Below are 25,079 nucleotides of genomic sequence, written 5' to 3'. Positions count from 1 at the left end.
GTGCTGGTGTTACGTCCACCGTACGGCGGAGTGGGTATGGGCGGGTTCAGGGTCTCGGCATACGAGAGGGTGCGGAAGCGGCTGCGCCGCGCGGGGTCACGCGCTGCGGTCGAGGGCCCGCAGGCTGCGGTCCGTGATGGACCGCGCGCCGCGCCCTATGGCGATCGTCCCGGACTGGACGAGCTCCTTGACGCCGTACTGCTCCAGCATCTTGAGCATCGCGTCGAGCTTGTCGCTCGATCCGGTGGCCTCGATCGTGACGGCGTCGGGTGAGACGTCGACGGTCTTGGCGCGGAACAGCTGGACGATCTCGACGATCTGGGAGCGGGTCTCGCTGTCGGCGCGCACCTTCACCAGGACGAGCTCGCGCTGGATCGCGGCGCCGGGCTCGAGTTCGACGATCTTCAGGACGTTGACCAGCTTGTTGAGCTGCTTCGTCACCTGTTCGAGCGGCAGGTCCTCGACATTGACCACGATGGTGATGCGGGAGATGTCGGGGTGTTCGGTGACGCCGACGGCGAGTGAGTCGATGTTGAAGCCGCGGCGGGAGAACAGGGCGGCGATCCGGGCGAGGATGCCGGGCGTGTTCTCCACCAGGACGGAGAGTGTGTGCTTGGTGGACATGTGTCGGTCTCGCTGTCTCTCTCGGGCTTCTCGGCTCAGTCGTCTTGGCTGTCGCCGAAGTCGGGACGGACGCCCAGGGCGGCCATGACCTCGTCGTTGGAGGTGCCGGCCGCGACCATCGGCCAGACCTGCGCGTCCTCGTGGACGATGAAGTCGACGACGACCGGGCGGTCGTTGATGGAGTTGGCCTTGGCGATCACCGCGTCCAGCTCCTCCGGGGACTCGCAGCGCATGGCGACACAGCCCATGGCCTCGGAGAGCTTCACGAAGTCCGGGACACGGGTGCCCGAGCTGGGGCCTTCGGCGCCCGTGCTCTGGTGCAGCACGGTGTTGGAGTACCGCTCGTTGTAGAACAGCGTCTGCCACTGCCGGACCATGCCGAGCGCGCCGTTGTTGATGATCGCGACCTTGATCGGGATGTTGTTGAGCGCGCAGGTGGTCAGTTCCTGATTGGTCATCTGGAAGCAGCCGTCGCCGTCGATCGCCCAGACCATCCGGTCCGGCTGGCCCGCCTTGGCGCCCATGGCGGCCGGCACCGCGTAGCCCATCGTGCCCGCGCCACCGGAGTTGAGCCAGGTGGCGGGCTTCTCGTAGTCGATGAAGTGGGCGGCCCACATCTGGTGCTGGCCGACGCCGGCGGCGAAGATCGTGTCGTCGTCGGCGAGTTGGCCGATGCGCTGGATGACCTGCTGCGGCGAGAGGCTGCCGTCGGCCGGCTGGTCGTAGCCGAGCGGGTAGGTCTCGCGCCAGCGGTTGAGGTCCTTCCACCAGGACGCGTAGCCGGAGGCGGCCGCCTCGCCGACGCTGCCCTCGGTGTGCTCGGCCTGGACCGCCTGGACCAGGTCGGCGAGGACCTCACGGGCGTCCCCGACGATCGGCACGTCGGCCGCGCGGTTCTTGCCGATCTCCGCCGGGTCGATGTCGGCGTGGACGATCTTGGCGTGCGGGGCGAAGCTGTCCAGCCTGCCGGTGACACGGTCGTCGAAACGGGCTCCGAGGGCGATGATCAGATCGGCCTTCTGCAGCGCGGTGACGGCGGTGACCGCACCGTGCATGCCCGGCATTCCCACGTGCAGCGGGTGGCTGTCGGGGAACGATCCCAGCGCCATCAGGGTGGTGGTGACGGGCGCTCGGGTGAGTTCGGCGAGGACCTTCAGCTCGGCGGTGGCACCGGACTTGATGACGCCGCCGCCGACGTACAGCACCGGGCGCTTGGCCTGGCTGATCAGCTTGGCGGCCTCCCGGATCTGCTTGGCGTGCGGCTTGGTCACCGGGCGGTAGCCGGGCAGCTCCATGACGGGCGGCCAGCTGAAGGTCGTACGGGCCTGGAGCGCGTCCTTGGCGATGTCGACCAGGACGGGTCCCGGGCGGCCGGTCGAGGCGATGTGGAAGGCCTCCGCGATGGTGCGCGGGATGTCCTCCGCCTTGGTGACCAGGAAGTTGTGCTTGGTGATCGGCATCGTGATCCCGCAGATGTCGGCTTCCTGGAAGGCGTCGGTGCCGATCGCCTTGCTGGCCACCTGGCCGGTGATCGCGACCATCGGCACGGAGTCCATGTGCGCGTCGGCGATCGGGGTGACGAGGTTGGTGGCGCCGGGTCCCGAGGTGGCGATACAGACGCCCACCTTGCCGGTGGCCTGCGCGTACCCTTCGGCGGCGTGGCCCGCGCCCTGCTCGTGGCGGACGAGGATGTGGCGGACCCGGGTCGAGTCCATCATCGGGTCGTAGGCGGGGAGGATCGCGCCGCCGGGGATGCCGAATACCGTGTCGGCCCCCACTTCCTCAAGAGAACGGATGAGGGACTGCGCGCCCGTCACGTGCTCGACTGTGCTGGACGACGATCCGCCGTTTCGGGCCCGCGGCTGCGGATGGTGGGCCCCGGTGGCCTGCTCGGTCATCGGCATTCTCTTCTCGAAGCTGAGGGTTTTTGCGAGGGTTTCAGATGTGTCGGTGCAACAAAAAACCCCTCGTGCCGTGAGGCAAGCGAGGGGAGCGCGTCGGGGTGGTCCACAGAGCCGGTTCGGGGCTCCGCTTAGCCGACGCGCTGTCCAAGTACGAGAATTCGGGTGCGCATGGCAATGACCCTCCCTCCGGCGCGCCATAACTGTCAAGTGGGTGGGACTGGCGTCTCATTATTTGAACGGCTCGACGGTAGCGGGATCCGGTCGGAGGGCCGGGGCACCCGGTCGGACGCGAGCATCCTGGCCCGCCGTACGGGCAGTGCGCCGGTGGTCAGGGCCGGGCCGGTCAGGACGGGTACGGGGGCGGCGCCGGGCAGCGGATAGACGCCGCGCACGAGGGCCCGGCGCAGCCGGTGTTCGTCGAGGGGGCCCGAGAAGGCCATGCCCTGACCATGGGTGCAGCCCATGGCGCGCAGGGCGACGACCTGCTCGGGTAAGTCGATCCCCTCGGCCACGGACTCGATGCCGAGGTCGCTGGCGATCCTGAGCAGCCCTGCGGTGATCTTGTGCAGCCGGGCGGATTCCACGACGCCCTCGACCAGGCCGCGGTCGAGTTTCAGTACGTCGACGGGGAGTCTGCGCAGGGCGTTTATCGCCGCGTAGCCACTGCCGAAGCCGTCGAGGGCGATCCGTACGCCGAGCCTGCGCAGCGCGGCCAGCCGGTGCTCCAGCTCGTCCAGGGAGCTGCGCGGGTCGCTGTCGGCCAGCTCGATCATCAGGGCCCCCGAAGGCAGCCTGTGGCGCGTCAGCAGGGTCTCGATCGAGCCGAGGGGCATGGACCGGTCGAGCAGCTTGCGGGCCGGGAGACGGACGGCCACGGGCGCGCGATGGCCGGTCCTGGCGCGGTCCGCCGCCTGTTCGACGGCCTCTTCGAGGAGCCAGCGGCCGAGTTCGGCGGTGCGGTCGCCGTCGTCCGCGGTGCGCAGGAACTCGGCGGGGGTGAAGAGGATGCCCTGGGCGGAGCGCCAGCGGGCCTGGGCGGCGACGGCGGAGACCCGGCCGGTGGTGAGGTTGACCACCGGCTGGTGGAGCAGGGCGAATTCGCCGTCGCGCAGGGCGGTGCGCAGCCGGGCGGCCAGCTGGGTCCTGCGGACCACGTCGGCCTGCATCTGGGGCGCGTACAGCTCGACGCGGTCCTTGCCCGCCGCCTTGGCGCGGTACATGGCGAGGTCGGCGTTGCGCATGAGGTCGGTGGGGGTGATGCCGGGCTCGGCGAAGGCGACGCCGATGGACGCGGCGACCCGTACGTCGTTGCCGTCGATCCGGTAGGGCTGGGAGAGCCCCAGCCGCAGCCGGTCGGCGATCTCGTGGACCTGGTACTCACGCGCCCGCTGGTCGCAGCCGCCGTCGCCGAGGACGAGGGCGGCGAACTCGTCGCCGCCGAGCCTGGCCGCGGTGTCGCCGGCGCGCACGGACTCCTGGAGCCGCCGGGCGGCGTGGATCAGCAGTTCGTCGCCGACCTGATGGCCGAGCCGGTCGTTGACGCCCTTGAACCCGTCGAGGTCGATGAAGAGCACGGCCGTGCCGGGGTCGGTGGCGCGGCGGCCACCGAGTGCCTGGCGTACCCGCTCGGTGAACAGCGCGCGGTTGGGCAGGTCGGTGAGCGGGTCGTGCTCGGCGTTGTGCTGCAACTGGGCCTGGAGGCGGACCCGTTCGGTCACATCGCGGCTGTTGAAGATCAGCCCGCCCTGGTGCCGGTTGACGGTGGACTCGACATTGAGCCAGTCCCCGCCGCCCGACCTGAAGCGGCATTCGATCCGGGTCGTCGGCTCCTCGGCGGGCGGGGTGGCCAGGAACCGGCGCACTTCGTGGACGACCTGGCCGAGATCGTCGGGGTGGATGATCGAGGACAGCTCGGAGCCGACGAGATCGTCCGCCTCACGTCCGTAGACACCGGCCGCCGCCGGGCTGACGTAGCGCAGGGTGCCGGAGGGTTCGGCGATCATGATGACGTCGCTCGACCCCTGGACCAGTGACCGGAAGTGGTTCTCCTTCTGGGCCAGTTCCTGGGTGAGCGCGATGTTGTCGACGAGCATGATGCCCTGCCGGACGACGAGGGCCAGCACCACCGTGCAGCCGGTGAGCACGACGACCCGGTCGACCCTGCGGCCCTCGATCACGTTGTAGAGGATCCCCAACGTGCAGACGGCGGCGGCGAGATACGGCGTGAGGGCGGCGAGCGAGCCGGCCACCGGGCGGCCGACGTGGCGGGGCTGGCGGGTGTACGAGGGGATCTCGGGCAGCCGGCGTACGCCCCAGGGCGCGTAGGCGAGCAGGAGTGATCCCGCGAACCAGCCGGCGTCGAGGAGCTGGCCCGAGCGGTAGCTGGCGCGCAGCAGCGGCGAGGTGAACAGGGCGTCGCACAGCACCGTCAGCGCCAGGGCGGCGATCGCCGTGTTCACCGCGGAGCGGCTGCCGGTGGCCCGCCGGAAGTGCAGCGCGAGCACCATGCTGACCAGGACGATGTCGAGCAGCGGATACGCGAGGGACAGGGCGGCCTGGGCGACGCTCTCCCCGTCGAAGTGCGCGGTGTGGGCGAGGGCGAGGCTCCAGGAGAGGGTGAGCAGCGAGCCGCCGATGAGCCAGGAGTCCAGCGCGAGGCAGACCCAACCGGCCTTGGTGACCGGCCGTTTGGCGAGGACGAGCAGTCCGACGATGGCGGGCGGCGCGAAGCAGAGGAAGAACAGGTCGGCGAGGGAGAGGCTGGGCACCTGCTCGCCGAGCACGACCTCGTACCAGCCCCAGACCGCGTTCCCGCCGGCCGCCATCAGCGAGGAGAACGAGAACAGCAGCCAGGCGGGCCGGAAGCGGCTGTCCCTGCCGCGCGCGTAGAGGAGGCAGGAGACCGCCGCGATCAGCGCCGCGATGCTCAGGCCGAAGTCGCCCATGAACAGGGCCACTTCCGGCGATCCCCAGCCGAGGGCGGCGCCGGTGGCGTAACCACCGCAGATCAGGGCGAGGCAGAGCTGCGCGAGCACTCCTGTCGGCCCGCCGCCGGAGACCGGCGGCCGGGCCAGGAGCACCCCCTCGGCGCTCACCGGGGTGTCCGAGGCCGCCATCGGCGGCCCTGTCGCGTCGGATCGTTGGTCCATCGGCCGTGCATCGCCCGTCGCCCCCTCGGATTCGAACCGCTCCCTCGCGCTGCCCCACCGTGGTGCAGCCCCCAGATCGGGACGATACACCAGACTCGTCACTCAGGGACATAGTTCTTCTACTCTCCGTGACCACCAGGGGTGTTGTGGGTTCACCCCGTCGTGCGGACCACGTTCCGTACCTCTTCCCCGTTGGCGAAGCGGGTGAGTTGGGCGGCGAGCAGCCGCTTGGCGCGCGGCAGGAACGCCGATGTCGAGCCGCCCACGTGCGGGCTGATCAGGACACCCGGAGCATGCCAGAGCGGGTGGCCCGGCGGGAGCGGTTCGGGATCTGTGACGTCCAGGGCAGCGGTGATCCGGCCACTCTCCAGCTCGGCGACGAGTGCGTCGGTGTCGGCGACGGGGCCGCGTGCGACGTTCACGAAGAGCGCGCCGTCCTTCATGGCCGCCAGGAATCCGGCGTCCGCCAGGCCTTTCGTCTCTTCGGTGAGCGGGGTCGAGACGATCACCACGTCGGCGTCGGGCAGCAGTTCGGGCAGTTCGGTGAACGCGTGGATCTCGCCGCGCTCCGTGGTGCGCGCGGAGCGCGCGACGCGCACCACCCGCGCGCACTCGAACGCCGCGAGCCGGTCCTCGATCGCCGCGCCGATCGACCCGTAACCGACGATCAGGACGGACTTGTCGGCGAGCGCCGGGTAGAAACCGGAGCGCCAGTCCTCCTGGCGCTGCCCTTCGACGAAGCGCGGGATGCCGCGCAGCGAGGCGAGGACGAGGGCGAGGGTGAGTTCGGCGGTGCTGGCCTCGTGGACGCCCTTGGCGTTGCAGAGCAGGACGCCGGGGCGCAGTCCGGCGAGCCCGGGCGTGACATGGTCGACCCCTGCGGAGAGGGTCTGCACGACGCGTACCGACTTCATTTCGGCCATCGGCCGCAGCGTGACGTCCATCGGCTTCATGTACGGGACGACGTAGAAGGCGCAGTCGGCGGGGGCCGCGGGGTAGTCGTCACCGCCGTCCCAGAAGCGGTAGGTGAGGCCGCCGGGGAGTCCTGCCACCTCGTCGGCCTGGAAGGGGAGCCATATCTCTGGGGTCATGGTCACGAGGCTATTCGACGCCGGCGAAGGGGGCGCGCGGCGGATTCTTGCCGTGTGAGGGGGAACCCGGGACGCGGCGGCGGTGTAAGAACTGACGTGGATGACGTAACCGTCGAAGGGATCGGAACAGTGCGACGTTCAGCAGTGACGGCGGGACTGGCCGCTGCCGCGCTTCTCGTGGTCACCGGATGCTCCTCGGACGACGGGCCGGGGCCGCTCGGCGGCCGCAGCGCGCCGTCGGGTCCCGCGACCTCCTCGGCGCCGGCCGGCGTGACACCGAGCGCCTCGCTCCCGCCCGCGAAGGGCACGGTGCGGGTGGTCTCCACCCTCGCCGAGGGGCTCAAGTCGCCGTGGGGGCTCGCGGAGCTGCCCGAGGGCGATCTGCTCGTCTCGTCGCGCGACGAGGGGACGATCACCCGGGTCGACGCGGAGAGCGGCAAGAAGACGGTGATCGGCTCGGTGCCCGGGGTCGCCCCGGCGGGCGAGGGCGGTCTGCTGGGGATCGCCCTGTCCCCCGCGTACGCCTCGGACCACATGGTCTACGCGTTCTTCACGACCGAGTCGGACAACCGCATCGCGCGCATGCTCTACGACGAGAAGAAGCCGGCCGACGAGCAGCTGGGATCGCCCGACACGATTCTGCGCGGCATCCCGAAGGGCAACATCCACAACGGCGGCCGGATCGCCTTCGGCCCGGACAAGATGCTGTACGCGGGCACGGGTGAGACGGGCGACCGCGGGCTGGGGCAGGATCTCAAGTCCCTGGCGGGCAAGATCCTGCGGATGACGCCGGACGGGCAGCCCGCCCCCGGCAATCCCTATCCGAACTCCCTCGTCTATTCGCCGGGGCACCGCAATGTGCAGGGTCTCGCCTGGGACGCGGACAACCGGCTGTGGGCCTCCGAATTCGGCCAGGACACCTGGGACGAGCTGAATCTGATCGAGCCGGGGAAGAACTACGGCTGGCCGGTGGTCGAGGGCAAGGCACACAAGGCGGGCTATGTGGACCCGGTGGTCCAGTGGCGGACGAGCGAGGCGTCACCGAGCGGCATCGCCTACGCGGAGGGGTCCATCTGGATGGCGGGACTGCGCGGCGAGCGGCTGTGGCGCGTTCCGCTCGACGGCCGGGAATCCGAAGCGCCCGCCCAGGCGTTCCTGGAGGGTAAGTACGGCCGCCTGCGCACGGTGCTCTCGGCCGGCGGCGACAAGGTGTGGCTGGTGACCAGCGAAACGGACACCCGCGGCACCCCGCAACCCGGTGACGACAAGATCCTTCAGCTGAAGGTCTCGTAGCCGGGGGGAGCGAGAGGTGGGCTGTCCGTGTTCAACATGATCGAGGACCTGTTCTCTCCTGGGCGCAAACACACCCATGAGGAGCAGAAGCGGCAGGAGCTGAGCCGGGTCGATGTCGAGGACAACGACCCGGGGCGCGGTCCGATAGATCTCGCGTCGGGGAAGGTGACGATGCGGGCCAAGCCGCAGCCGGAGGCCGGCGCCGAGCCGGAATCCGACGCGGAGCCGCCGGACGCCGCCCCCGCATAGCGGCTCAGCTGTAGAGACCGAGCCGGTGCGCCGTGGCCGCCGCTTCCGTGCGGCCCGAGACGCCGAGCTTGGCCAGGATGTTCGAGACGTGCACGCTGGCGGTCTTCGGTGAGATGTACAGCTCCTCGGCGATCCGGCGGTTGCTCAGCCCGTCCGTGACCAGGCGCAGCACATCCCGCTCGCGCGGCGTGAGCCCGAGCGCCTTCGCGGGCTCCGCCTCGGCGGCGGAGGCCTGACCGCGCGCCCCGTCGAGGGTGATCCGGGCCCGCCCCGCCAGCAGCTCGATCTCCTCGGACAGCGGACGCGCGCCGAGCGTGGCCGCCGCGGCCTGCGCCTGGCCGAGCAGTTCGGTGATGTCCGCGCGGTCTGCGTGCAGGTCGAGCAGGGCCGCCGCCCAGCGCAGCCGGACCAGTGCCAGCTGGTAGGGGCGCCGCTGCTCCTCGAAGGCGGCAGCGGCCCGTGCCCAGAGCGTGGGGTCGGTGCTTCCGGCGGCGCGGGCGCGCTCCGCTTCGAGCAGCAGTCCGTAGGCGTGCCAGATCGGTACGTAGGTGGGCAGCCGCTTGGCCTGCTGGGCGATGACGTCGAGGATCTCGGCCCGCTCGGGGTCGGCGGCGGGCAGTCCCCGGGCGTCCGCCTCCATCGCGGCGGCCGCGCACAGGAACGGCAGCGCGTAGCGCTGGGTACCGGGGGCGAAGTCCTTGGTGGTCCGCCGGAATTCGGCTCTGGCCTCGTCGAGCTTGCCCAGCCGGGCGGCGACGGTCATCGCGAGCCGGGCCGGTGTGATGAGGTGCTGCGGCTGGGGGTCGTGGGTACCGAAGAGCTCCCGCGCCAGGGTGACCTGCCGCTGCGCCTCGCCGACGTCGCCCCGGGCGACGGCCAGTTCGGCGCGGTGCGAGGCGATCATGCCGCGCGCCTTCCGGGACTGGGCGAGCGTCTGCGAGGTGTCGAGGGCCGCCGCCGACTCGTCCCAGCGGCCGAGCGAGAAGAGCGACTGGGCCTGGTTGTTCAGGACCCAGGACTCCATGTCGGCGAGCCCCCGGTCGTGGCAGACCTCGATGCCGTGCTCGGCTGCGGCCAGCGCCTCCTCGGAGCGGCCCATGCCCTCCAGGGTCGAGGGGAGGTTGATGCTGGCGCGGCTCATGATCGAGACGAGCCCCAGCTCGTCGGCGCGGTCGCGCACCTCGTACATCTCGGCCAGGCCCTCGGCGACCCCGCCCGACTCGGCGGCCAGCCAGCCCCGTACCAGCCGGGCGTCCAGTTCGGTGTGGTCGGCGCCGACCAGCCGCGCGTACTCGACGGCGCGGTCGGCGGCGATCAGGGTGTCGGGTCCCGGCCGGTGCAGCGCGCCCCAGCTGGCGACGAAGACCAGCACCTCGGCGTGGACGGCGGACGGCGGCAGCCCGCGCACCAGCTCCTGGGCCACGGCCAGTTCCTCCCAGCCGTCCCCCCGGGTGAGGTCCTGCATGAGCCGGGAGCGCTGCGCCCAGAACCACGCGGCGCGCAGCGGGTCGTGCTGCCCCTTCAGGACGCGGGTGGCCTTCTTGGCCAGGGCCAGGGCCCGGTCCCGGTCGCCGCCGAAGCGCGCGGCGACGGTCGCCTCGGCCATCAGGTCCAGGTAGTTCAGCGGCGCGGGCCCGCCCGCCTCGCTGTCCGGTACGAAGATCTCGGCGTCGTCCGGCGGCCACAGCGTGGCCCTGACCTCCTCCGGCGCGCTGTCCCACAGCTCCATCGCCCGCTCCAGCAGCTCCAGTTGCTCGGAGTGCGCGAAGCGCTGCCGGGCCTCGGCGGAGGCGCGCAGTACGACGGGGAGGGCCTTCGCCGCGTCATGTGCCTTGTACCAGTAGCTGGCGAGCCGGGTGGTGCGCTCGTCCGCCCTGACGAGGGCGGGGTCGGCCTCCAGCGCCTGCGCGTACCGGCGGTTGAGCCGGGACCGCTCGCCGGGCAGCAGGTCGTCGCTGACCGCCTCACGCACCAGCGAGTGGCGGAAGCGGTAGCCGTCGCCGTCCGCCGTGGGCAGCAGGATGTTGGCGCCGACGGCGGCCCGCAGCGCACCGATCAGGTCGTCCTCGCCGAGCCGCGCCACGGCCAGCAGCAACGGGTACTCCACGGTGGTGCCGCCTTCGGCGACGATCCTGGTGAGCCGCTGGGCTTCCTCGGGCAGCGTCTCGACCCGTACGAGCAGCAGGTCACGCAGGGAGTCGCTGAGGCCGCTGAGGCAGCCGTCCTCGATGGAGCAGATCAGCTCCTCGACGAAGAAGGCGTTGCCGTCGGAGCGTTCGAAGATCTGGTCGAGCAGCGGTGGTTCGGGTTCGGCGCCGAGGATGCCGGTGAGCTGGCGCCGGACCTCGGCGCGGTTGAACCGGGGCAGTTCGACGCGGCGCACCGAGCGCAGCCGGTCCAGTTCGGCGAGGAGCGGGCGCAGCGGGTGGCGGCGGTGGATGTCGTCGGCGCGGTAGGTGGCGATCACGACGAGCCGGCCGCGGCGCAGGGCGCGGAAGAGATAGGCGAGGAGATGGCGGGTCGAGGTGTCGGCCCAGTGCAGGTCCTCCAGGACCAGGACGACCGTGCGGTCGGCGGCGAGCCGCTCCAGCAGCCGGGCCGTCAGCTCGAAGAGCCGGGCGGTGCCGTCCTCGCCGAGGGTGCCGCCGCGCGACTGGCCCAGCTCGGGCAGGATCCTGGCCAGCTCCTCCTCCTGGCCCTCGGCGGCGGCCGCCAGCTCCTCGGGCAGCCGGCGGCGCAGCGAGCGCAGGGCGGTGGAGAACGGTGCGAACGGCAGGCCCTCGGCGCCGATCTCGACGCAGCCGCCGACGGCGACGACGGCGCCCTGGTCGCACGCCTTGCCGAGCAGTTCCTCCACGAGCCGCGTCTTGCCGACCCCCGCCTCACCGCCGATGAGCAGCGCCTGCGGCTCGCCCGCGGTGGCGCGGGCGAGCGCTTGGGTGAGCACGGTCAGTTCATCGGTCCTGCCGACGAACACCGGGCTGACTGACGTGGTCTCCACAGGGCCGAGCATCGCACAGCCGTCCGGTGCTGCGGCACTTGTTATCGGCGCCCGTGTCATCGCGGCACGCGGCCGGGATCAGGCGGCGCGGTCGAAGAGGTGGTGCAGGGATCTCACCCCGCCCCCGGCTTCGTCCTCGACTGCCTCCCGACGCGCCCTGCGCACCTGCTTGGCGAGCCGGCGCAGGTCGGCCTCGTGGATGAGCTGGGCGTGCCGGATCTTCTGGAGCTCGTACTCCAACATGGTGTTTCTCCCCTGGTACGAAGGTGTATCGGCGTCTTCCGATGCCTCTACCTTCGTCTCCCAGGGGGGTCCGCCACATCGGGAGAGTGCCGCATCCTCGACGGCCCGCGGTGCCTTAGCCGGCCGGGTCCCGGGGTGAACGGCGTCTAAGGCCCCCGCCGAGGAGCGCGGAAGCCTTAGTTCCTGGCGGAAGCCTTAGTTCATGTTGGCCGGTGGTCCTCAGCCGGCGGGCGGCGCCGAAGGGGTGGCCGGGGTCGCCGGTGCGCTCGGGAGCGAGGCGAAGAGGTCGAAGTACATGCCGAGCGAGACCAGGACACCGATGGCGCCGAGGACGATCGCGGCGACGGCGACGGGGCGTACCCAGGTGCCGCGCTGCGGCAGGACCAGGACGACCACGGCGATGATCACCGCGATCAGGGCGACTATGCCGTTGATGAGCGCGGTGGAGTGCCAGGCGTCGCCGTACAGCTCGGAGATCTGCTGGGCGGGGGTGGCGGACTGCGAGGTGTGCAGCTGGCCGACGAGCGTCTCGCGCTCGGCGACCACCCGGCCGGTCCAGGTGCCGGTCAGCGCCACGATGCCGAGGGCGGCGGCGACGATCGCCGCCACCGCCGTACCGAGACCCGACGGGACGCGCGGGGTGGGCTCGACCGTCAGCTCGTCGTCGTCGCCGTCGTCCAGGTCGTCGCCCGCCAGGTCGTCGTGCGCGTCCTTGTCCGCGGGCTCGGTGACCGCTTCGGCGCCCGTGCCGACGGCCTCGGGCTCGCGCTCGTCGGCGGCCTCCGCCGACTGTGGTCCCGGGGTCTCTGTCTTAGGTGTGGGGTTCATACGGCGCACGCTAGGGGCAGCGTCTGAGAGCTTTCTTAACGAGCTGTGCGGGGCTGCTCACGCCACTCGTCCGGGAGGACCGACCAGACCTCCATGTCCTGCCGCTCGCCCCGGTGCGGGTAGCACGAGCGCAGCACTCCCTCCTTGCGCATGCCGAGCCGCTGGGCGACCCGGATGCTGGCGGTGTTGGCCGTCGAGGCGTGCCATTCGACGCGCTGCATGCCGCGCTCGTCGAAGGCCCAGTCGATGATCACCCGAGCCGCCCGGGTGATCAGTCCGCGCCCGGTGGCCGCGGGCTCCAGCCAGCAGCCGACCTCGCAGTTGCCCGTCGCCGCGTCGAAGGAGGGGAAGAGCACCCCGCCGACGAGCGTGCCGTCGAGCCAGATGCCGTAGACGCGTCCGCCGTCGGCCGCCTGCTTCTCGGCGTACGAGGTGAGGACCGCACGCGCGGACACCAGGTCGGTGGCGGCCTGGGCGAGCCTGATGTGGACGTCGACGAGGTCCCGCGCGCGGTCCATGTGGGCGAGGAACTCCTCGGCCTGCCACGGCTCCAGGGGGCGCAGCTCCGCCCCGTCACCCAGCGGTATCGCGAACATCGGACTCCCTCGGCACGAGCGGCGCGTGCGCCGTCGCACGCTGTGTGGTGATACTCGCATCCCCGCGCCGGGCGGCGGCCACCCACCCCCGTACGCCCCGGGGGGGGCAGCCGCGGGGCGGCCCCGGGCGGCCTGCCGCCGCTCAGCCGGAGACGCTGGCGCGCCCGTTCTCGATGTGTCCCATCAGCCGGCGGCGGAAGCCGTCGGCCGCGGTGATCTCGATGTCGTACCAGCCGTGCGCGTCGGCGGCCGAGTGGACGATGTTGCGGCTGCGGCCCGGCTTGACCGTGATCTGCCGGGTCCAGCCGTGCAGGTCCGCCTCGTCCACGTACCCGAGGGGCCGTACGAAGAAGGTGACCGCGCGCTCCCCCCTGTTGCGCAGGGTGAGCTGGAGATCGCGGTCGTGGTGGTCGACGGCCGACGACACTTCGGCGCCCTCGGCCGCCGAACCGGCGAACTCGCGGCGGAAGCCGTTGGGGCCGGTGACCGTGAAGCGGTAGCCGCTCTCCCTGCGGGCGCCGGTAAGGGGCACCGTCCACTGCGCTGTGCCCCTTACGTCACGGTGCTGGGGCGTCGCGAACTCACCGGCGTACGGGTAGAGCGCGAAGTGCGCGCTGGCCCGCCCGGAGTTGTTGAGCGTGACCTCGACGGTGCGGCCCTTGACCCGGCCGTACGCGTCGGGCTGGTACGGCAGCGGCCGCGCGGGACGCGCGCCGCTCTCCTGGACGGGCATCCGCTGGTCGGCCGGCGGCACGGGCTGCCAGCGCCCGCTGAACGCGGGGATCTCACCCGGCTGTTCGGTCCCCGGCTGCGGCCTGACGTGCTGGAAGTCGAAGGCCGACGTCAGATCGCCGGTGACGGTGCGCCGCCAGGGGGTGATGTCGGGTGCGTCAACGCCGGTCCACTTCTCCAGGAAGCGCAGCACGGAGGTGTGGTCGAAGACCTGCGAGCAGACATGGCCGCCGACGCTCCACGGTGAGACGACCAGCATCGGCACCCGCATGCCGAGCCCGGTCGGCAGCCCCTGCCAGTGCTCGTCGGCCACGTCGGCGGGCGGCACCGGCGGGGGCACATGGTCGAAGAAGCCGTCGTTCTCGTCGTAGTTGATCAGTACGACAGTGTGCCGCCAGACGTCCGGATGCGCGCCGAGCGCGTCGAGGACCTTGTAGACGAGCGAGGCGCTGGCGACCGGCGACGACTCGCCAGGGTGCTCGGAGTCGACGGCCGAGGGGACCAGGTACGACACCTCGGGCAGCGTGCCCGCGGCGACGTCGGCCCGGAAGCGGTCGGCCAGCGTCCCCGTCTCCACCCGCCGCAGTCCGCGCTCGAACAGCGAGCGCTCGTGGCCGGTCAGCGTGGCGACGCCATCCTCCAGCGCGTCGAGCAGCCGCTGCCGCTCCCCCGCGTCGTCGCTGCCGCGCACGGCCGCGTAGAACGCCTCCATGTAGGTGAAGCCGGCGGCGCCGGGCACCGCGGCCAGCGCGCGGGCCGGGGCGAGCGCCTTGCGGGCGATCTTCTTGAAGGTGGTGAAGAACTCGATGTTGTTGTCGGTGAAGTTCTCCCACTCCGTGTACGTCTGCCAGCTGTGGCCCGCCTTCTCCAGCCGCTCCGGGTAGGTCGGCCACGGGTAGCCGGGGTGGGTCGCCTCGTCGTACGCGTCGTTGCCGACGGCCCGCCGCCCGTCGGCCTCGAACCCGGTCCAGCCGCTCCACAGGTGGTTGCGGTTCGGGCTGGTCGAGGAGTGGATGGAGGAGTGGTAGGCGTCGCAGACGGTGAAGGTGTCGGCCAGCTCGTGGTGGAGGGGCAGGTCACGCCGGTCGTAGTACGCCATCGTGGCGGGCGACTTGGCTGCGGCCCAGCCGTCCATCCAGCCGCCGTTCCACGCCTTGCCGCCGCCCTCCCAGGAGTGGTCGAGCCCGCCGATGTACTGCAGCTCCTGCCGCTGGGCGAGCGCCGCCTCCCTGATGGGGAACGGCAGTACGGTGCCGGGTGTCCCCCCGGCGGCCGGCTGCTCGAAGACGGGCCTGCCGGAGGGCAGTTCGACGGCGTTGCGGTCACCGAAGCCGCGGACCCCGCGCAGAGTGCCGAAGTAGTGGTCGAACGACCGGTTCTCCTGCATGAGGATCACGACGTGTCTGACGGCCCCCATGCCCCCGTCGGCGGGCTCCGCCGCCATCGCGGCCTGCAAGGACGGCGGCAGCAGCGACCCGGTGGCGGCTGCGCCCAGCGCGCCCGTGCCGAGGGCGAGCATTTTCCTGCGGGACATCTCCGGTGACATGCCCGGCCTCCATGGGGGTGAGTGCATCGGCGGGGACGGTACGCACGGTAATGGGGCCGGATGGCAGGAACGCGGCCCCGGGACGTCCGTGAGATGAACGTGGCCGGTGGAAGCGTTACGGCTGGTCGGCCGGCCACACCAGCAGCACGGGGCAGGTCGCGTGGTCGACCACGAACCGTGACGCGCGGCCGAGGCTGTGGGGTCCCGGCCGGTGCGGGTCACCGTCCCTGGCGCAGATCAGCAGGTCGGCGTCGGCCGCGGCGGCGACGACCTCACGTTCCACGTCCCCGTGGTGGTCGAGGAGTTCGCAAGGCCTGCCGAGCCGGTGCGCCGCCGCTTCCAGCAGATCGGCGGCCGCGGCGCCGCTGAGGGCGGCGAGCCGGCCGCCGGGGTCGCGCTCGGGGGTGTGACCCCGGCCGAGCAGCCCGGCGTACGCGTGGTGCGCGGCGGCGGCCACGTCGTCGTCGCTCACGTGCAGGATCACCACGTCGTCGTGCGGGGCCCGGTCGCGTGCCGCGTCGACGCACGCCGTCCACGTCGATTCGGTGATCCAGACCAGAACGGTCGTCCGGTCGTTCATGGGGCAGCCTCCCGTCGGATGTGGAGTGCCCACAGTGCCACGGGCGGGCCCGGCGGTCCGGTGTCCTGACACGCGTGTGGCGGCCCCGGCGGATCACTTCCCGCCGGGGCCGCACACCGTACGCAGGTCAGCCGGCCGGCCGTCAGGCCGGCAGGTGCCACTGCTGGTTGGAGCCGCCGAAGCACTGCCAGATCTGCAGCCGCGTCAGGTTGGCCGTGCTGTTGTCCGTGACGTCCAGGCACTTGCCGGAGCCGGCGTTCACGAGGGTGTTGCCGGTGCCCTTGGTCCACTTCTGCGCCGCTGTGCCGTTGCAGTCGTAGATCTGGACCTTGCTGCCGTCGGCCGTACCGGCGGACGCGACGTCCAGGCACTTGCCGAGCGCCCGCACCGTGCTGTCCGAACCGACCGTCCACGTCTGGGCGTTGGAGCCGTTGCAGTCGTAGAGCTGGACGGCTGTGCCGTTGGCGCTGCTGGCCGCGTTCACGTCCACGCACTTGCCGCCGAGGCCGGTGATCGGTCCCGTGCCGCCGGTGGGGGGCGGTGTGGTGCCGCCGCCGCCCGTGACCCCGTTCATGATGCTGGAGAACTGCCAGGCGCTCTGCGAGGTGCCGCTGCACACGTCGGAGAGCTGGCCGTTGCTCGAACACGCCTTGTCACGGCCGAGCGCCCAGAAGGACAGCTCCTGGATGCCCTTGGACTTGGCGAAGGCGGTGAGGGTGTTGGCGTTCGCCGTGGAGAAGACCTCCGACTGGGTGTCGTTGACCCCGATCATCGGGGTGTTGCCCTCCATCGCCCACAGCTGCGCGTCGGTCTTGGTCGTCCAGATCCGGCCGAGCTGCGCGTGCAGGGCGGTCGCCGCGTCGGTGGCCGCCTTGCCCATGTCCATCGGCGAGCCGTAGTCCATCGTCATCAGGTTGACGAGGTTGACGTTGAGGTTGTTGTTCTTGGCGTTGGTGAGCAGGTCCAGCTGGTCCTGCGGCAGCCCCGAGGGGTCGGTGGCCAGCGTGTACTGCACGTCCAGCTTCTTGCCCGCCGACGCGTACTCCTGCTGGAGCTGGGCGAGCGCCTTGTTGCGGCGGTCGTTGGCCGCGTCGTCCGCGACGGTCCCGCCCTCGATGTCGAAGTCGACCCGGGTCAGGTTGAGCGCGTCGATGACCTTCTTGTACTGGGTCTTCAGCGCGGCGACGGACGAGCAGGAGGCGCCGACCTCGGTGCCGGACGCGCCGCCGAAGGAGACGATGACGTCGCCGCCCGCCGCGCGCAGCGAGTTGACGGCCGAGGTCCAGCCCGCGTCGGTGACCTCGGTGTCGCCGTTGAACTTGGCGTTGCAGCCGCCGGCGTCGATGACGAACGCGAGCGTGAAGTACTTGAGCCCGGTGGCGTTACGGGCGTTGGTCAGCGCCTGGGGCGACGCCCAGGTCTCCGCGTAGGGCGCGGCGTACTGGGCGGGGAAGCCGGGTCCCGGGTTGGCCGCGGCGCTTGCGCTGCTGCCGGTGGCGACGACCGCGGTGGCGGCCATGGCGAGCACGGCGGGCGCGACGGCCAAGGCTCTCTTACAGGCTTTGAACACAGGAGCACTCCTGTCATGGGCGCATCAAATGCACAGATGTGGGGGTGAAGCGCAGGCAAATGCCTTTGGAGCGGGGTGTGACAGCGAAAGCAGAGAGGAGAACGCGACCTGCGTGTTCATATGGCGGAACGAAGCTTGTCCACATGAACCCGCTGGCGTTGAAAAGTAGTAAAGGACTAGACCAACGTCGCGGTCAATCCCCTGCGCACGTTTACTTGTTGGACGGTTAAGAAATCAACTTCCGATGACCTTCAGCGCCGCCCAGAGCGCCACCGTGGAGACGGCGAGCGTGGCCGGAACGGTCACCAGACCCAGCCGGGTGAACTGTCCGAGCTTCGGTGCCGTGTCGTGTTCGTGCAGGATGCGCCGCCACAGCAGGGTCGCCAGCGAGCCCACGTAGGTCAGGTTCGGACCGAGGTTGACGCCGATCAGCGCGGCCAGCACCGGACCCGGGCCCATCGGGCCCGCCACCGGCAGCAGCGCGAGGATCGCGGGCAGGTTGTTGATCGCGTTGGCCAGTACGGCGGCGACGGCGGCGACGGCCAGCAGCGCGGGCAACGAGGAGCCCGCGGGCAGCACATGGCCGATTCCCGTCCCCAGCCCGTTGTCGACGACGGCCTTGACGACCACACCGAGCGCGATCACGAACAGGCAGAACAGCGGCGAGGCGGCGCGGACCAGACCGGTGACGGTCGTCCGCCGCTGCCGCAGCGCGCGGACGGCCAGGACGAGCGCCCCGGCGAGCGCGGCCCACGCGGGATTCACCCCGGCGAACGACGTGACGGCGAATCCGGCCAGCGTCAGCCCCAGCACCACCAGCGTGAACACCGGCAGTTCGCGCTCCGCGGCGGCCCGTGGGGCATGCGCGCCTGCCGCCAGGTCGGTGGCGAACCAGCGGCGGAAGACGGCGTACTCGACGGCGATAGCCGCCAGCCACGGCACCGCCATCAGCGCGGCGAACCGGGTGAAGGACAGGCCGCTCGCGGTGAACGCCAGCAGATTGGTCAGGTTCGAGACCGGCAGCAGCAGGGAGGCGGAGTTGGCGAGATGCGTACAGGCGTAGACATGCGGCCGGGGACGGGCGCCGACCCGGGCGGCGGTCGCGAACACCACCGGGGTGAGCAGCACGACCGTCGCGTCCAGGCTCAGTACGGCCGTGGTGACGGCGGCGACGGCGAACACCCCGCCGAGCAGCCGCTGCGGCCGGCCGCCGCAGGCCCGCGCGACGAGATCACCGGCCGCTGAGAACAGCCCCTCCTCGTCGCAGAGCTGGGACAGCACCAGCACGGCGGCGAGGAAGCCCACCACGGGAAGCAGCGTGCGGGTCTGCTCCCAGGCGTCGGCGGGCGACACCGCGCCGAACGCGATGAGCAGCGCCCCGGCCGGTACGGCGGCGACGGCTTCCGGCCATCCCCGGGGCCGTACGACGGCGAAGGCCAGCACCCCGAGCAGCAGCCCGACGGAGACGATTTCGGCGGTGACGGTGTTCACGAACTCTCCGAGGGACGGTCAGGCTCTCCGGGGGGACGGCCAGGGGCGGCGCACCACCCGGTGCACCGCCCCTACTGTCGCCTACCGACCGGCGAGGTCAGCCCTCGACTCCCAGCTTCTGCAGAATCAGCTCGCGCACCCGCGCCGCGTCGGCCTGTCCCCTGGTGGCCTTCATGACGGCGCCGACGAGCGCGCCGGCCGCGGCGACCTTGCCGCCGCGGATCTTGTCGGCGACGGCCGCGTTGCCCGCGATGGCCTCGTCCACGGCTGCGCCGAGCGCGCCGTCGTCGGAGACGACCTTGAGGCCGCGCTTCTCGACGACGGTGTCCGGGTCGCCCTCACCTGCGAGCACCCCGTCGATCACTTGGCGGGCCAGCTTGTCGTTGAGATCGCCGGAAGCGACGAGCGTGGCCACCCGGGCGACCTGCTCCGGGGTGATCGGCAGCTCGCCGAGGTCCCGGCCCGTCTCGTTGGCGTTACGGGCCAGCTCGCCCATCCACCACTTGCGGGCCTGGTCGGCCGGGGCGCCCGCGTCGATCGTGGCGACGATCGTGTCGATGGCGCCGGCGTTCAGGATCGACTGCATGTCGTGCTCGGAGACGCCCCACTCCTCCCGCAGCCGGGTGCGGCGCACGCGCGGCAGCTCGGGCAGCCCGGCGCGCAGCTCCTCGACCCAGGTGCGGGCCGGCGCGACCGGCACCAGGTCGGGCTCGGGGAAGTACCGGTAGTCCTCGGCTTCTTCCTTGATCCGGCCGGACGTGGTGGAGCCGTCCTCCTCGTGGAAGTGCCGGGTCTCCTGGAGGATCGTGCCGCCGGAGTTCAGCACGGCGGCGTGCCGCTGGATCTCGAAGCGGGCGGCGCGCTCGACGCTGCGCAGCGAGTTGACGTTCTTCGTCTCGGAGCGGGTGCCGAACTTCTCGCGGCCGTGCGGACGCAGCGACAGGTTCACGTCGCACCGCATCTGGCCCATCTCCATCCGGGCGTCGGAGACGCCGAGCGCCTTGATCAGCTCCCGCAGCTCGGCGACGTACGCCTTGGCGACCTCGGGGGCGCGCTCACCGGCGCCCTCGATGGGCTTGGTGACGATCTCGATGAGCGGGATCCCGGCGCGGTTGTAGTCGAGCAGCGAGTGCGAAGCGCCGTGGATACGGCCGGTGGCGCCGCCGACATGCAGCGACTTGCCGGTGTCCTCCTCCATGTGGGCGCGCTCGATCTGCACCCGGAAGGTCTCGCCGTCGTCCAGCTGGACGTCCAGATAGCCGTTGAAGGCGATCGGCTCGTCGTACTGGGAGGTCTGGAAGTTCTTCGGCATGTCCGGGTAGAAGTAGTTCTTCCGCGCGAACCGGCACCACTCGGCGATCTCGCAGTTCAGCGCGAGCCCGATCTTGACGGCCGACTCCACCCCGATCTCGTTGACGACCGGCAGCGCGCCGGGCATGCCGAGACAGGTCGGGCAGGTCTGCGAGTTGGGCTCGGCACCCAGCTCGGTCGAACAACCGCAGAACATCTTGGTCCTGGTGCCGAGCTCGACATGGACCTCAAGGCCCATGACGGGGTCGTAGGTCGCAAGGGCCTCCCCGTACGGCACCAGATCGATGACGCTCACAGGAAACACAACTCCTTCATCGCTACTCACATCGGGGAGGTGCGCCGGGCACCCGCGCTGCGGCGGGCGCCCGGTGCGGTCGGCTCAGCCGAACAGGACGTCGTCGTCACCGATGCGCTTCAGCTCGCGGTAGAGGATCGCGAGTCCGGTGACGATCGAGACGGCCGAGACCGCCGCGTCGACCAGCCGGAGCTTGTCGTCCTCGGTGCGGGCCCGCTTGACCTGCTTGATGACGCTGAGCGCGCCGAAAGCAGTGGTGGCCATCGACAGATACGTCCCTGACTTGGACTTTTTGAAGCCCTTGGCCTTGCTCAATGCACTACTCATAGTGACGGTGCCTCCTCCAGCAGCGGGTGTCCCCACCTTTCCACGAAGGCCGCCTCGACAGCGGCTCCGACCCTGTACAGCCGGTCGTCCTTCATGGCGGGGGCGATGATCTGCAGTCCGACCGGCAGTCCGTCCTCCGGGGCGAGCCCGCAGGGCAGGGACATGGCGGCGTTGCCCGCCAGGTTGGTCGGGATGGTGCACAGGTCCGCGAGATACATCGCCATCGGGTCGTCGGCGCGCTCGCCGATCGGGAAGGCGGTGGTCGGGGTCGTCGGGGAGACGATCACGTCGACCTGCTCGAACGCCTTCTCGAAGTCCCGGGTGATCAGCGTGCGGACCTTCTGCGCCGAGCCGTAGTACGCGTCGTAGTAGCCGGAGCTGAGCGCGTACGTGCCGAGCATGATGCGGCGCTTGACCTCGTCGCCGAAGCCCGCCTCGCGGGTCAGGGCCGTGACGTCCTCGGCCGAGCGCGTGCCGTCGTCGCCGACCCGCAGTCCGTAGCGCATGGCGTCGAACCGGGCGAGGTTGGACGAGCACTCGGACGGCGCGATCAGGTAGTACGCCGAAAGGGCCAGGTCGAAGGAGGGGCAGTCGAGCTGGACGATCGTGGCGCCCAGCTCCCGCAGCAGCTCGACCGACTCGTTGAAGCGCTGGACGACACCCGCCTGGTAGCCCTCGCCGGCGAACTGCTTGACGACGCCGACGCGCATCCCGGCGACCGAGCCGTTGCGCGCCGCCTCGACGACCGGCGGGACCGGCGCGTCGATGGAGGTCGAGTCGAGCGGGTCGTGTCCCGCGATCGCCTCGTGCAGCAGGGCGGCGTCCAGGACCGTACGGGCACAGGGCCCGCCCTGGTCGAGGGAGGAGGAGAACGCGACCATGCCGTAGCGGGAGACCCCGCCGTACGTCGGCTTGACGCCGACGGTGCCGGTGACGGCGGCCGGCTGGCGGATGGAACCGCCGGTGTCCGTGCCGATGGCCAGCGGCGCCTGGTAGGAGGCGAGCGAGGCGGACGAGCCGCCGCCCGAGCCGCCGGGGATCCGGGTGAGGTCCCACGGGTTGCCGGTGGGGCCGTACGCGCTGTTCTCCGTCGACGACCCCATGGCGAACTCGTCCATGTTGGTCTTGCCGAGGATGACGACCCCCGCGGCCTTGAGCCGCTTGGTGACCGTCGCGTCGTACGGCGGGATCCAGCCTTCGAGGATCTTGGAGCCGACGGTCGTCGGGATGCCCTCGGTGGTGAAGATGTCCTTGAGCGCGAGCGGCACGCCGGCCAGCGGGCCCAGCTCCTCGCCCGCCGCCCGCTTCGCGTCCACGGCGCGCGCCTGCGCCAGCGCGCCCTCACGGTCGACGTGCAGGAAGGCGTGGACCTTCTCGTCGACCGCCTCGATCCTGGCCAGATGGGCCTCGGTGACCTCGACGGCCGTGAGCTCGCCGGCGGCGATCTTCGCCGCGATCTCGGCGGCGGTGAGCGTGATGATGTCCGACTTGATGTCCGTCATGGCTTTTTAGTCCTCCCCCAGGATCTGCGGCACCTTGAAACGCTGCTGCTCCTGGGCAGGGGCGCCGGAGAGCGCCTGCGCGGGGGTGAGCGACGGGCGGACCTCGTCCGCGCGCATGACATTGGTCAGCGGCAGCGGGTGAGAGGTCGGCGGTACGTCTTGGTCGGCTACCTCGGATACGCGGGCGACCGCGCCGATGATGTCGTCGAGCTGTCCGGCGAAGTGTTCAAGCTCTTCGTCCTGCAGCTCCAGACGCGCCAGCCGGGCGAGGTGGGCGACCTCCTCGCGCGTGATGCCAGGCATGCAACGATCCTCAAGGGTGAGTGTGGCGGGTGTACGGATACGAATAAGGCGACGGAAGGAACGGGAGACCCGCCCAATCCTATGGGGCGCGCGTACCTGCCCGCGAAACCCTTTGTCCCGTACGGGTACGGGACACACCGATCCCCCTGCGGTATGCGGCCTTCTGTGGTCTTTCGGGCGCTTTCGTCCGGGCGTCCGGACCGTTACTGGATCACCGGACCGGGCAGCTCGCGGCGCCTCGCCGCCTCCAGCTCCGCCGGACGGCGCCAGCCGCGCTCGCCCCTGGCCCGCAGCCACGCCGTCGTCTCGTGCGGTGGCATCGCGGCCGCCACCAGCCAGCCCTGGACCGCGTCGCAGCCGAGGTCGCGCAGCCGCTCCCAGGTCTCGTCGTCCTCGACGCCCTCGGCGACGACCACCAGGCCGAGCGAGTGCGCCAGGTCCACCGTGCAGCGGACGATCTCGGCGTCCTCGTTGTCGACGGCGAGCTTGGCCACGAAGGACCGGTCGATCTTCAGCTCGCTCACCGGCAGCCGGCGCAGATGCACCAGGGACGAGTAGCCCGTGCCGAAGTCGTCGAGGGACATCTTCACGCCGTGTCCGGTCAGCCCCGCGAGGGTGTCGGCGGCCCGCTGCGGGTCCTCCAGCAGCACATGCTCGGTGATCTCCAGCTGGAGCGCGGCCGGCGGTACGCCGTGCCGGGCGAGCCGGGCCGCGACGGCGCCGGCGAAGCCCGGTGTGTGCACGTCGCGCGGGGACACGTTCACCGCGACCGGCACCATCAGCCCCTGGGCCCGCCAGCGGGCGACCTGGGCGAGGGCGGTCTCCAGCACGTACTCGGTGAGGTACGGCATGAGCCCGGAGGACTCGGCGATGGCGATGAACTCGTCGGGCGGTACCTGGCCGCGCTCCGGGTGCACCCAGCGGACCAGCGCCTCAAGTCCGGCCACCTGCCCGTCGAAGCGGACCTTGGGCTGGTAGTGCAGCTCCACCTCGCCCGCGTCCAGCGCGCGCCGCAGATCGCCCAGCAGCCCCAGCCGGTCGGGGGTGTTGGAGTCCCGCTTGGACTCGTAGACCTCGACCCCCGTACGGTCCCGCTTCGCCTGGTACATCGCGACGTCGGCGCGGCGCAGCAAGCCTTCGGCGTCCAGCGCGTGTTCGGGGTAGACGGCGACGCCCGCGCTGGCCTCCAGGACCAGGGTGAGGCCGTCGAGGTCGAGCTGTGAGGAGAGTTCGGCGACGAGATGGCGGGCGACGCGCTGCGCGCTCGTGGTCGAGTCGCAGGTCGGCAGCAGGACGGCGAACTCGTCGCCGCCGAGCCGCGCCGCCTCGGCGCCGCGCGGCAGCGCGAGCTTGAGCCGGTCGGCGATCTGCAACAGCAGCCGGTCGCCCGCGAGATGGCCGAGCGTGTCGTTGACCGAGCGGAACCGGTCGAGGTCGATCAGGACCAGGGCCGAGCGGGCACCGATGGACTCCGCGTGCTCCAGCGCCGACCAGGTGCGCTCCAGCAGCCACTGCCGGTTGGGCAGTCCGGTCAGCGGGTCACGCAACTGCTCCTCGGCGCGCGCCCTGGCGATCCAGAGCGTCGAGTCGAGGGCGATCAGCGGTATGGCGAAGAGCGGCAGCAGGACCGGGGTCGACACGGCTACGACGCATATCAGCGGGGCTATGCCGAGCAGCGCGACGGCGATGAGCCCCTGCCGCAGCAGGGCGGTACGGGCGACGGTCGGCAGTCCTGCGCCCTGCGGGGCCAGCGCGTACCACAACAGCAGCCGGGTGACGAGGAGATGGGCCGCGGCGGCGAGGACGATCTCCGGTACGGCGCCGATGCCCCAGTCGAGCGGCTGCCAGGGCGCCTCGACGGTGGGCACGTCGCCGAAGAGCAGCAGGACGAGAGCGGCGGCGCCGATGCCGACGATGTCCGCCGCTCCGTGCAGCACGCCCTGGCGCCAGCGGTGTTTGCGGCAGACGCCGACGAGGACGACGACGGCGAAGCTGACGAGTCCGGCCGGCACCCAGCCGTACAGCAGCAGGACCGCGAGGGTGAGGGCGGCGCCGGATCCGGTGCCGCCCCACCAGCGGTCGCGGCCGAGCGCGACGAGATGGCCGACGATGACCGCGGTGAGGACGGCGATCGCCCAGCCCGTACCGCCGCCGGGAAAGAGCGCACGGCCGTCCCGCAGCGCGAGGCCAAGACCGGTCACCAGCGCGACCGCGGCGAGTCCCACCACCAGGACGGGCATCGCGGCCACAAGGGTCGCGACGCTCGCAAATCGCGCGAATCCGCGCGGGGGTGGGACCGGGGCGGCGCTCTCGGTCGGTTTCATTCCCGTCCCTCTCACAGCCGGCGGAGCCAGTGCCACGTGATGGCACGTCGTCATGCCATCACGACTGGCATCCCGACCACTCAGCCGTGTACGACAGGCGCACGACTCAACAGTAGGCCG

19 protein-coding genes are annotated in these 25,079 nt (G+C 71.3%); 2 read left to right on the top strand and 17 right to left on the bottom strand.

Annotation, left to right across the window (positions count from 1 at the left end; genetic code table 11):
- Positions 1-96: 96 nt before the first annotated feature.
- The 4 genes from ilvN to OHS57_RS27135 form a co-directional block, all read right to left on the bottom strand.
- Positions 97-624, bottom strand: coding sequence for an acetolactate synthase small subunit (ilvN, locus tag OHS57_RS27150; protein WP_041984060.1), 528 nt, complete (start codon positions 622-624; stop codon positions 97-99).
- Positions 625-659: 35 nt separating this feature from the next.
- On the bottom strand, positions 660-2,522 hold the full coding sequence (locus OHS57_RS27145; RefSeq protein WP_041995030.1) for an acetolactate synthase large subunit: 1,863 nt from the start codon (positions 2,520-2,522) through the stop codon (positions 660-662).
- 209 nt (positions 2,523-2,731) lie between these two features.
- Positions 2,732-5,623, bottom strand: a complete 2,892-nt coding sequence (locus tag OHS57_RS27140) for a putative bifunctional diguanylate cyclase/phosphodiesterase (RefSeq protein ID WP_328585182.1) — start codon at positions 5,621-5,623, stop codon at positions 2,732-2,734.
- Between the two features lie 206 nt (positions 5,624-5,829).
- Entirely contained in the window at positions 5,830-6,768 is a 939-nt protein-coding gene (locus OHS57_RS27135) for a 2-hydroxyacid dehydrogenase (RefSeq protein WP_041995033.1), read from the bottom strand.
- A 129-nt stretch (positions 6,769-6,897) separates the two neighbouring features.
- Between OHS57_RS27135 and OHS57_RS27130 the strand changes: the two genes are divergently transcribed.
- Both OHS57_RS27130 and OHS57_RS27125 read left to right on the top strand, forming a co-directional pair.
- Entirely contained in the window at positions 6,898-8,061 is a 1,164-nt protein-coding gene (locus OHS57_RS27130) for a PQQ-dependent sugar dehydrogenase (RefSeq protein ID WP_443042975.1), read from the top strand.
- Between the two features lie 36 nt (positions 8,062-8,097).
- On the top strand, positions 8,098-8,310 hold the full coding sequence (locus tag OHS57_RS27125) for a DUF6191 domain-containing protein (RefSeq protein WP_328585180.1): 213 nt from the start codon (positions 8,098-8,100) through the stop codon (positions 8,308-8,310).
- Between the two features lie 4 nt (positions 8,311-8,314).
- On the opposite strand, the gene OHS57_RS27120 is transcribed toward OHS57_RS27125, so the two are convergent.
- The 13 genes from OHS57_RS27120 to OHS57_RS27060 form a co-directional block, all read right to left on the bottom strand.
- The gene (locus OHS57_RS27120; RefSeq protein ID WP_328583617.1) at positions 8,315-11,323 is read right to left on the bottom strand and encodes a helix-turn-helix transcriptional regulator; all 3,009 of its coding nucleotides are present in this window, start codon (positions 11,321-11,323) and stop codon (positions 8,315-8,317) included.
- Between the two features lie 66 nt (positions 11,324-11,389).
- Positions 11,390-11,554, bottom strand: a complete 165-nt coding sequence (locus tag OHS57_RS27115; protein ID WP_198533196.1) for a hypothetical protein — start codon at positions 11,552-11,554, stop codon at positions 11,390-11,392.
- A 219-nt stretch (positions 11,555-11,773) separates the two neighbouring features.
- A complete protein-coding gene (locus OHS57_RS27110; RefSeq protein WP_052456997.1) occupies positions 11,774-12,382 on the bottom strand; it encodes a hypothetical protein in 609 nt (202 codons plus the stop codon).
- A 35-nt stretch (positions 12,383-12,417) separates the two neighbouring features.
- The gene (locus OHS57_RS27105) at positions 12,418-12,978 is read right to left on the bottom strand and encodes a GNAT family N-acetyltransferase (protein ID WP_041984074.1); all 561 of its coding nucleotides are present in this window, start codon (positions 12,976-12,978) and stop codon (positions 12,418-12,420) included.
- Between the two features lie 142 nt (positions 12,979-13,120).
- Positions 13,121-15,256 carry a phosphocholine-specific phospholipase C gene (locus OHS57_RS27100; protein WP_328583616.1) on the bottom strand — a complete coding sequence of 712 codons (2,136 nt, stop codon included), beginning with the start codon at positions 15,254-15,256 and terminating at the stop codon, positions 13,121-13,123.
- A gap of 115 nt (positions 15,257-15,371) precedes the next feature.
- Positions 15,372-15,836 carry a universal stress protein gene (locus OHS57_RS27095; RefSeq protein WP_328583615.1) on the bottom strand — a complete coding sequence of 155 codons (465 nt, stop codon included), beginning with the start codon at positions 15,834-15,836 and terminating at the stop codon, positions 15,372-15,374.
- Positions 15,837-15,978: 142 nt separating this feature from the next.
- Positions 15,979-17,406 carry a ricin-type beta-trefoil lectin domain protein gene (locus OHS57_RS27090; protein WP_241778459.1) on the bottom strand — a complete coding sequence of 476 codons (1,428 nt, stop codon included), beginning with the start codon at positions 17,404-17,406 and terminating at the stop codon, positions 15,979-15,981.
- 234 nt (positions 17,407-17,640) lie between these two features.
- Positions 17,641-18,897 carry an arsenic transporter gene (locus OHS57_RS27085; protein ID WP_041984084.1) on the bottom strand — a complete coding sequence of 419 codons (1,257 nt, stop codon included), beginning with the start codon at positions 18,895-18,897 and terminating at the stop codon, positions 17,641-17,643.
- A gap of 97 nt (positions 18,898-18,994) precedes the next feature.
- Positions 18,995-20,503, bottom strand: a complete 1,509-nt coding sequence (gatB, locus tag OHS57_RS27080) for an Asp-tRNA(Asn)/Glu-tRNA(Gln) amidotransferase subunit GatB (protein WP_041984086.1) — start codon at positions 20,501-20,503, stop codon at positions 18,995-18,997.
- A gap of 84 nt (positions 20,504-20,587) precedes the next feature.
- Positions 20,588-20,830: a hypothetical protein gene (locus OHS57_RS27075; protein WP_041984087.1), complete on the bottom strand. Its 243-nt coding sequence runs from the start codon at positions 20,828-20,830 to the stop codon at positions 20,588-20,590.
- Positions 20,827-22,332, bottom strand: a complete 1,506-nt coding sequence (gatA, locus tag OHS57_RS27070; RefSeq protein ID WP_041984088.1) for an Asp-tRNA(Asn)/Glu-tRNA(Gln) amidotransferase subunit GatA — start codon at positions 22,330-22,332, stop codon at positions 20,827-20,829. Before gatA ends, OHS57_RS27075 begins: the two co-directional genes overlap by 4 nt.
- A gap of 6 nt (positions 22,333-22,338) precedes the next feature.
- The gene (gene gatC / locus OHS57_RS27065; RefSeq protein ID WP_040025077.1) at positions 22,339-22,635 is read right to left on the bottom strand and encodes an Asp-tRNA(Asn)/Glu-tRNA(Gln) amidotransferase subunit GatC; all 297 of its coding nucleotides are present in this window, start codon (positions 22,633-22,635) and stop codon (positions 22,339-22,341) included.
- 203 nt (positions 22,636-22,838) lie between these two features.
- The gene (locus tag OHS57_RS27060) at positions 22,839-24,959 is read right to left on the bottom strand and encodes a putative bifunctional diguanylate cyclase/phosphodiesterase (protein ID WP_041984089.1); all 2,121 of its coding nucleotides are present in this window, start codon (positions 24,957-24,959) and stop codon (positions 22,839-22,841) included.
- Between the last annotated feature and the right edge of the window lie 120 nt (positions 24,960-25,079).

It is taken from the genome of Streptomyces sp. NBC_00370 (assembly GCF_036084755.1).
Taxonomy (GTDB): Bacteria; Actinomycetota; Actinomycetes; order Streptomycetales; family Streptomycetaceae; genus Streptomyces.
This window is presented reverse-complemented; position numbering and strand designations above follow the sequence as displayed.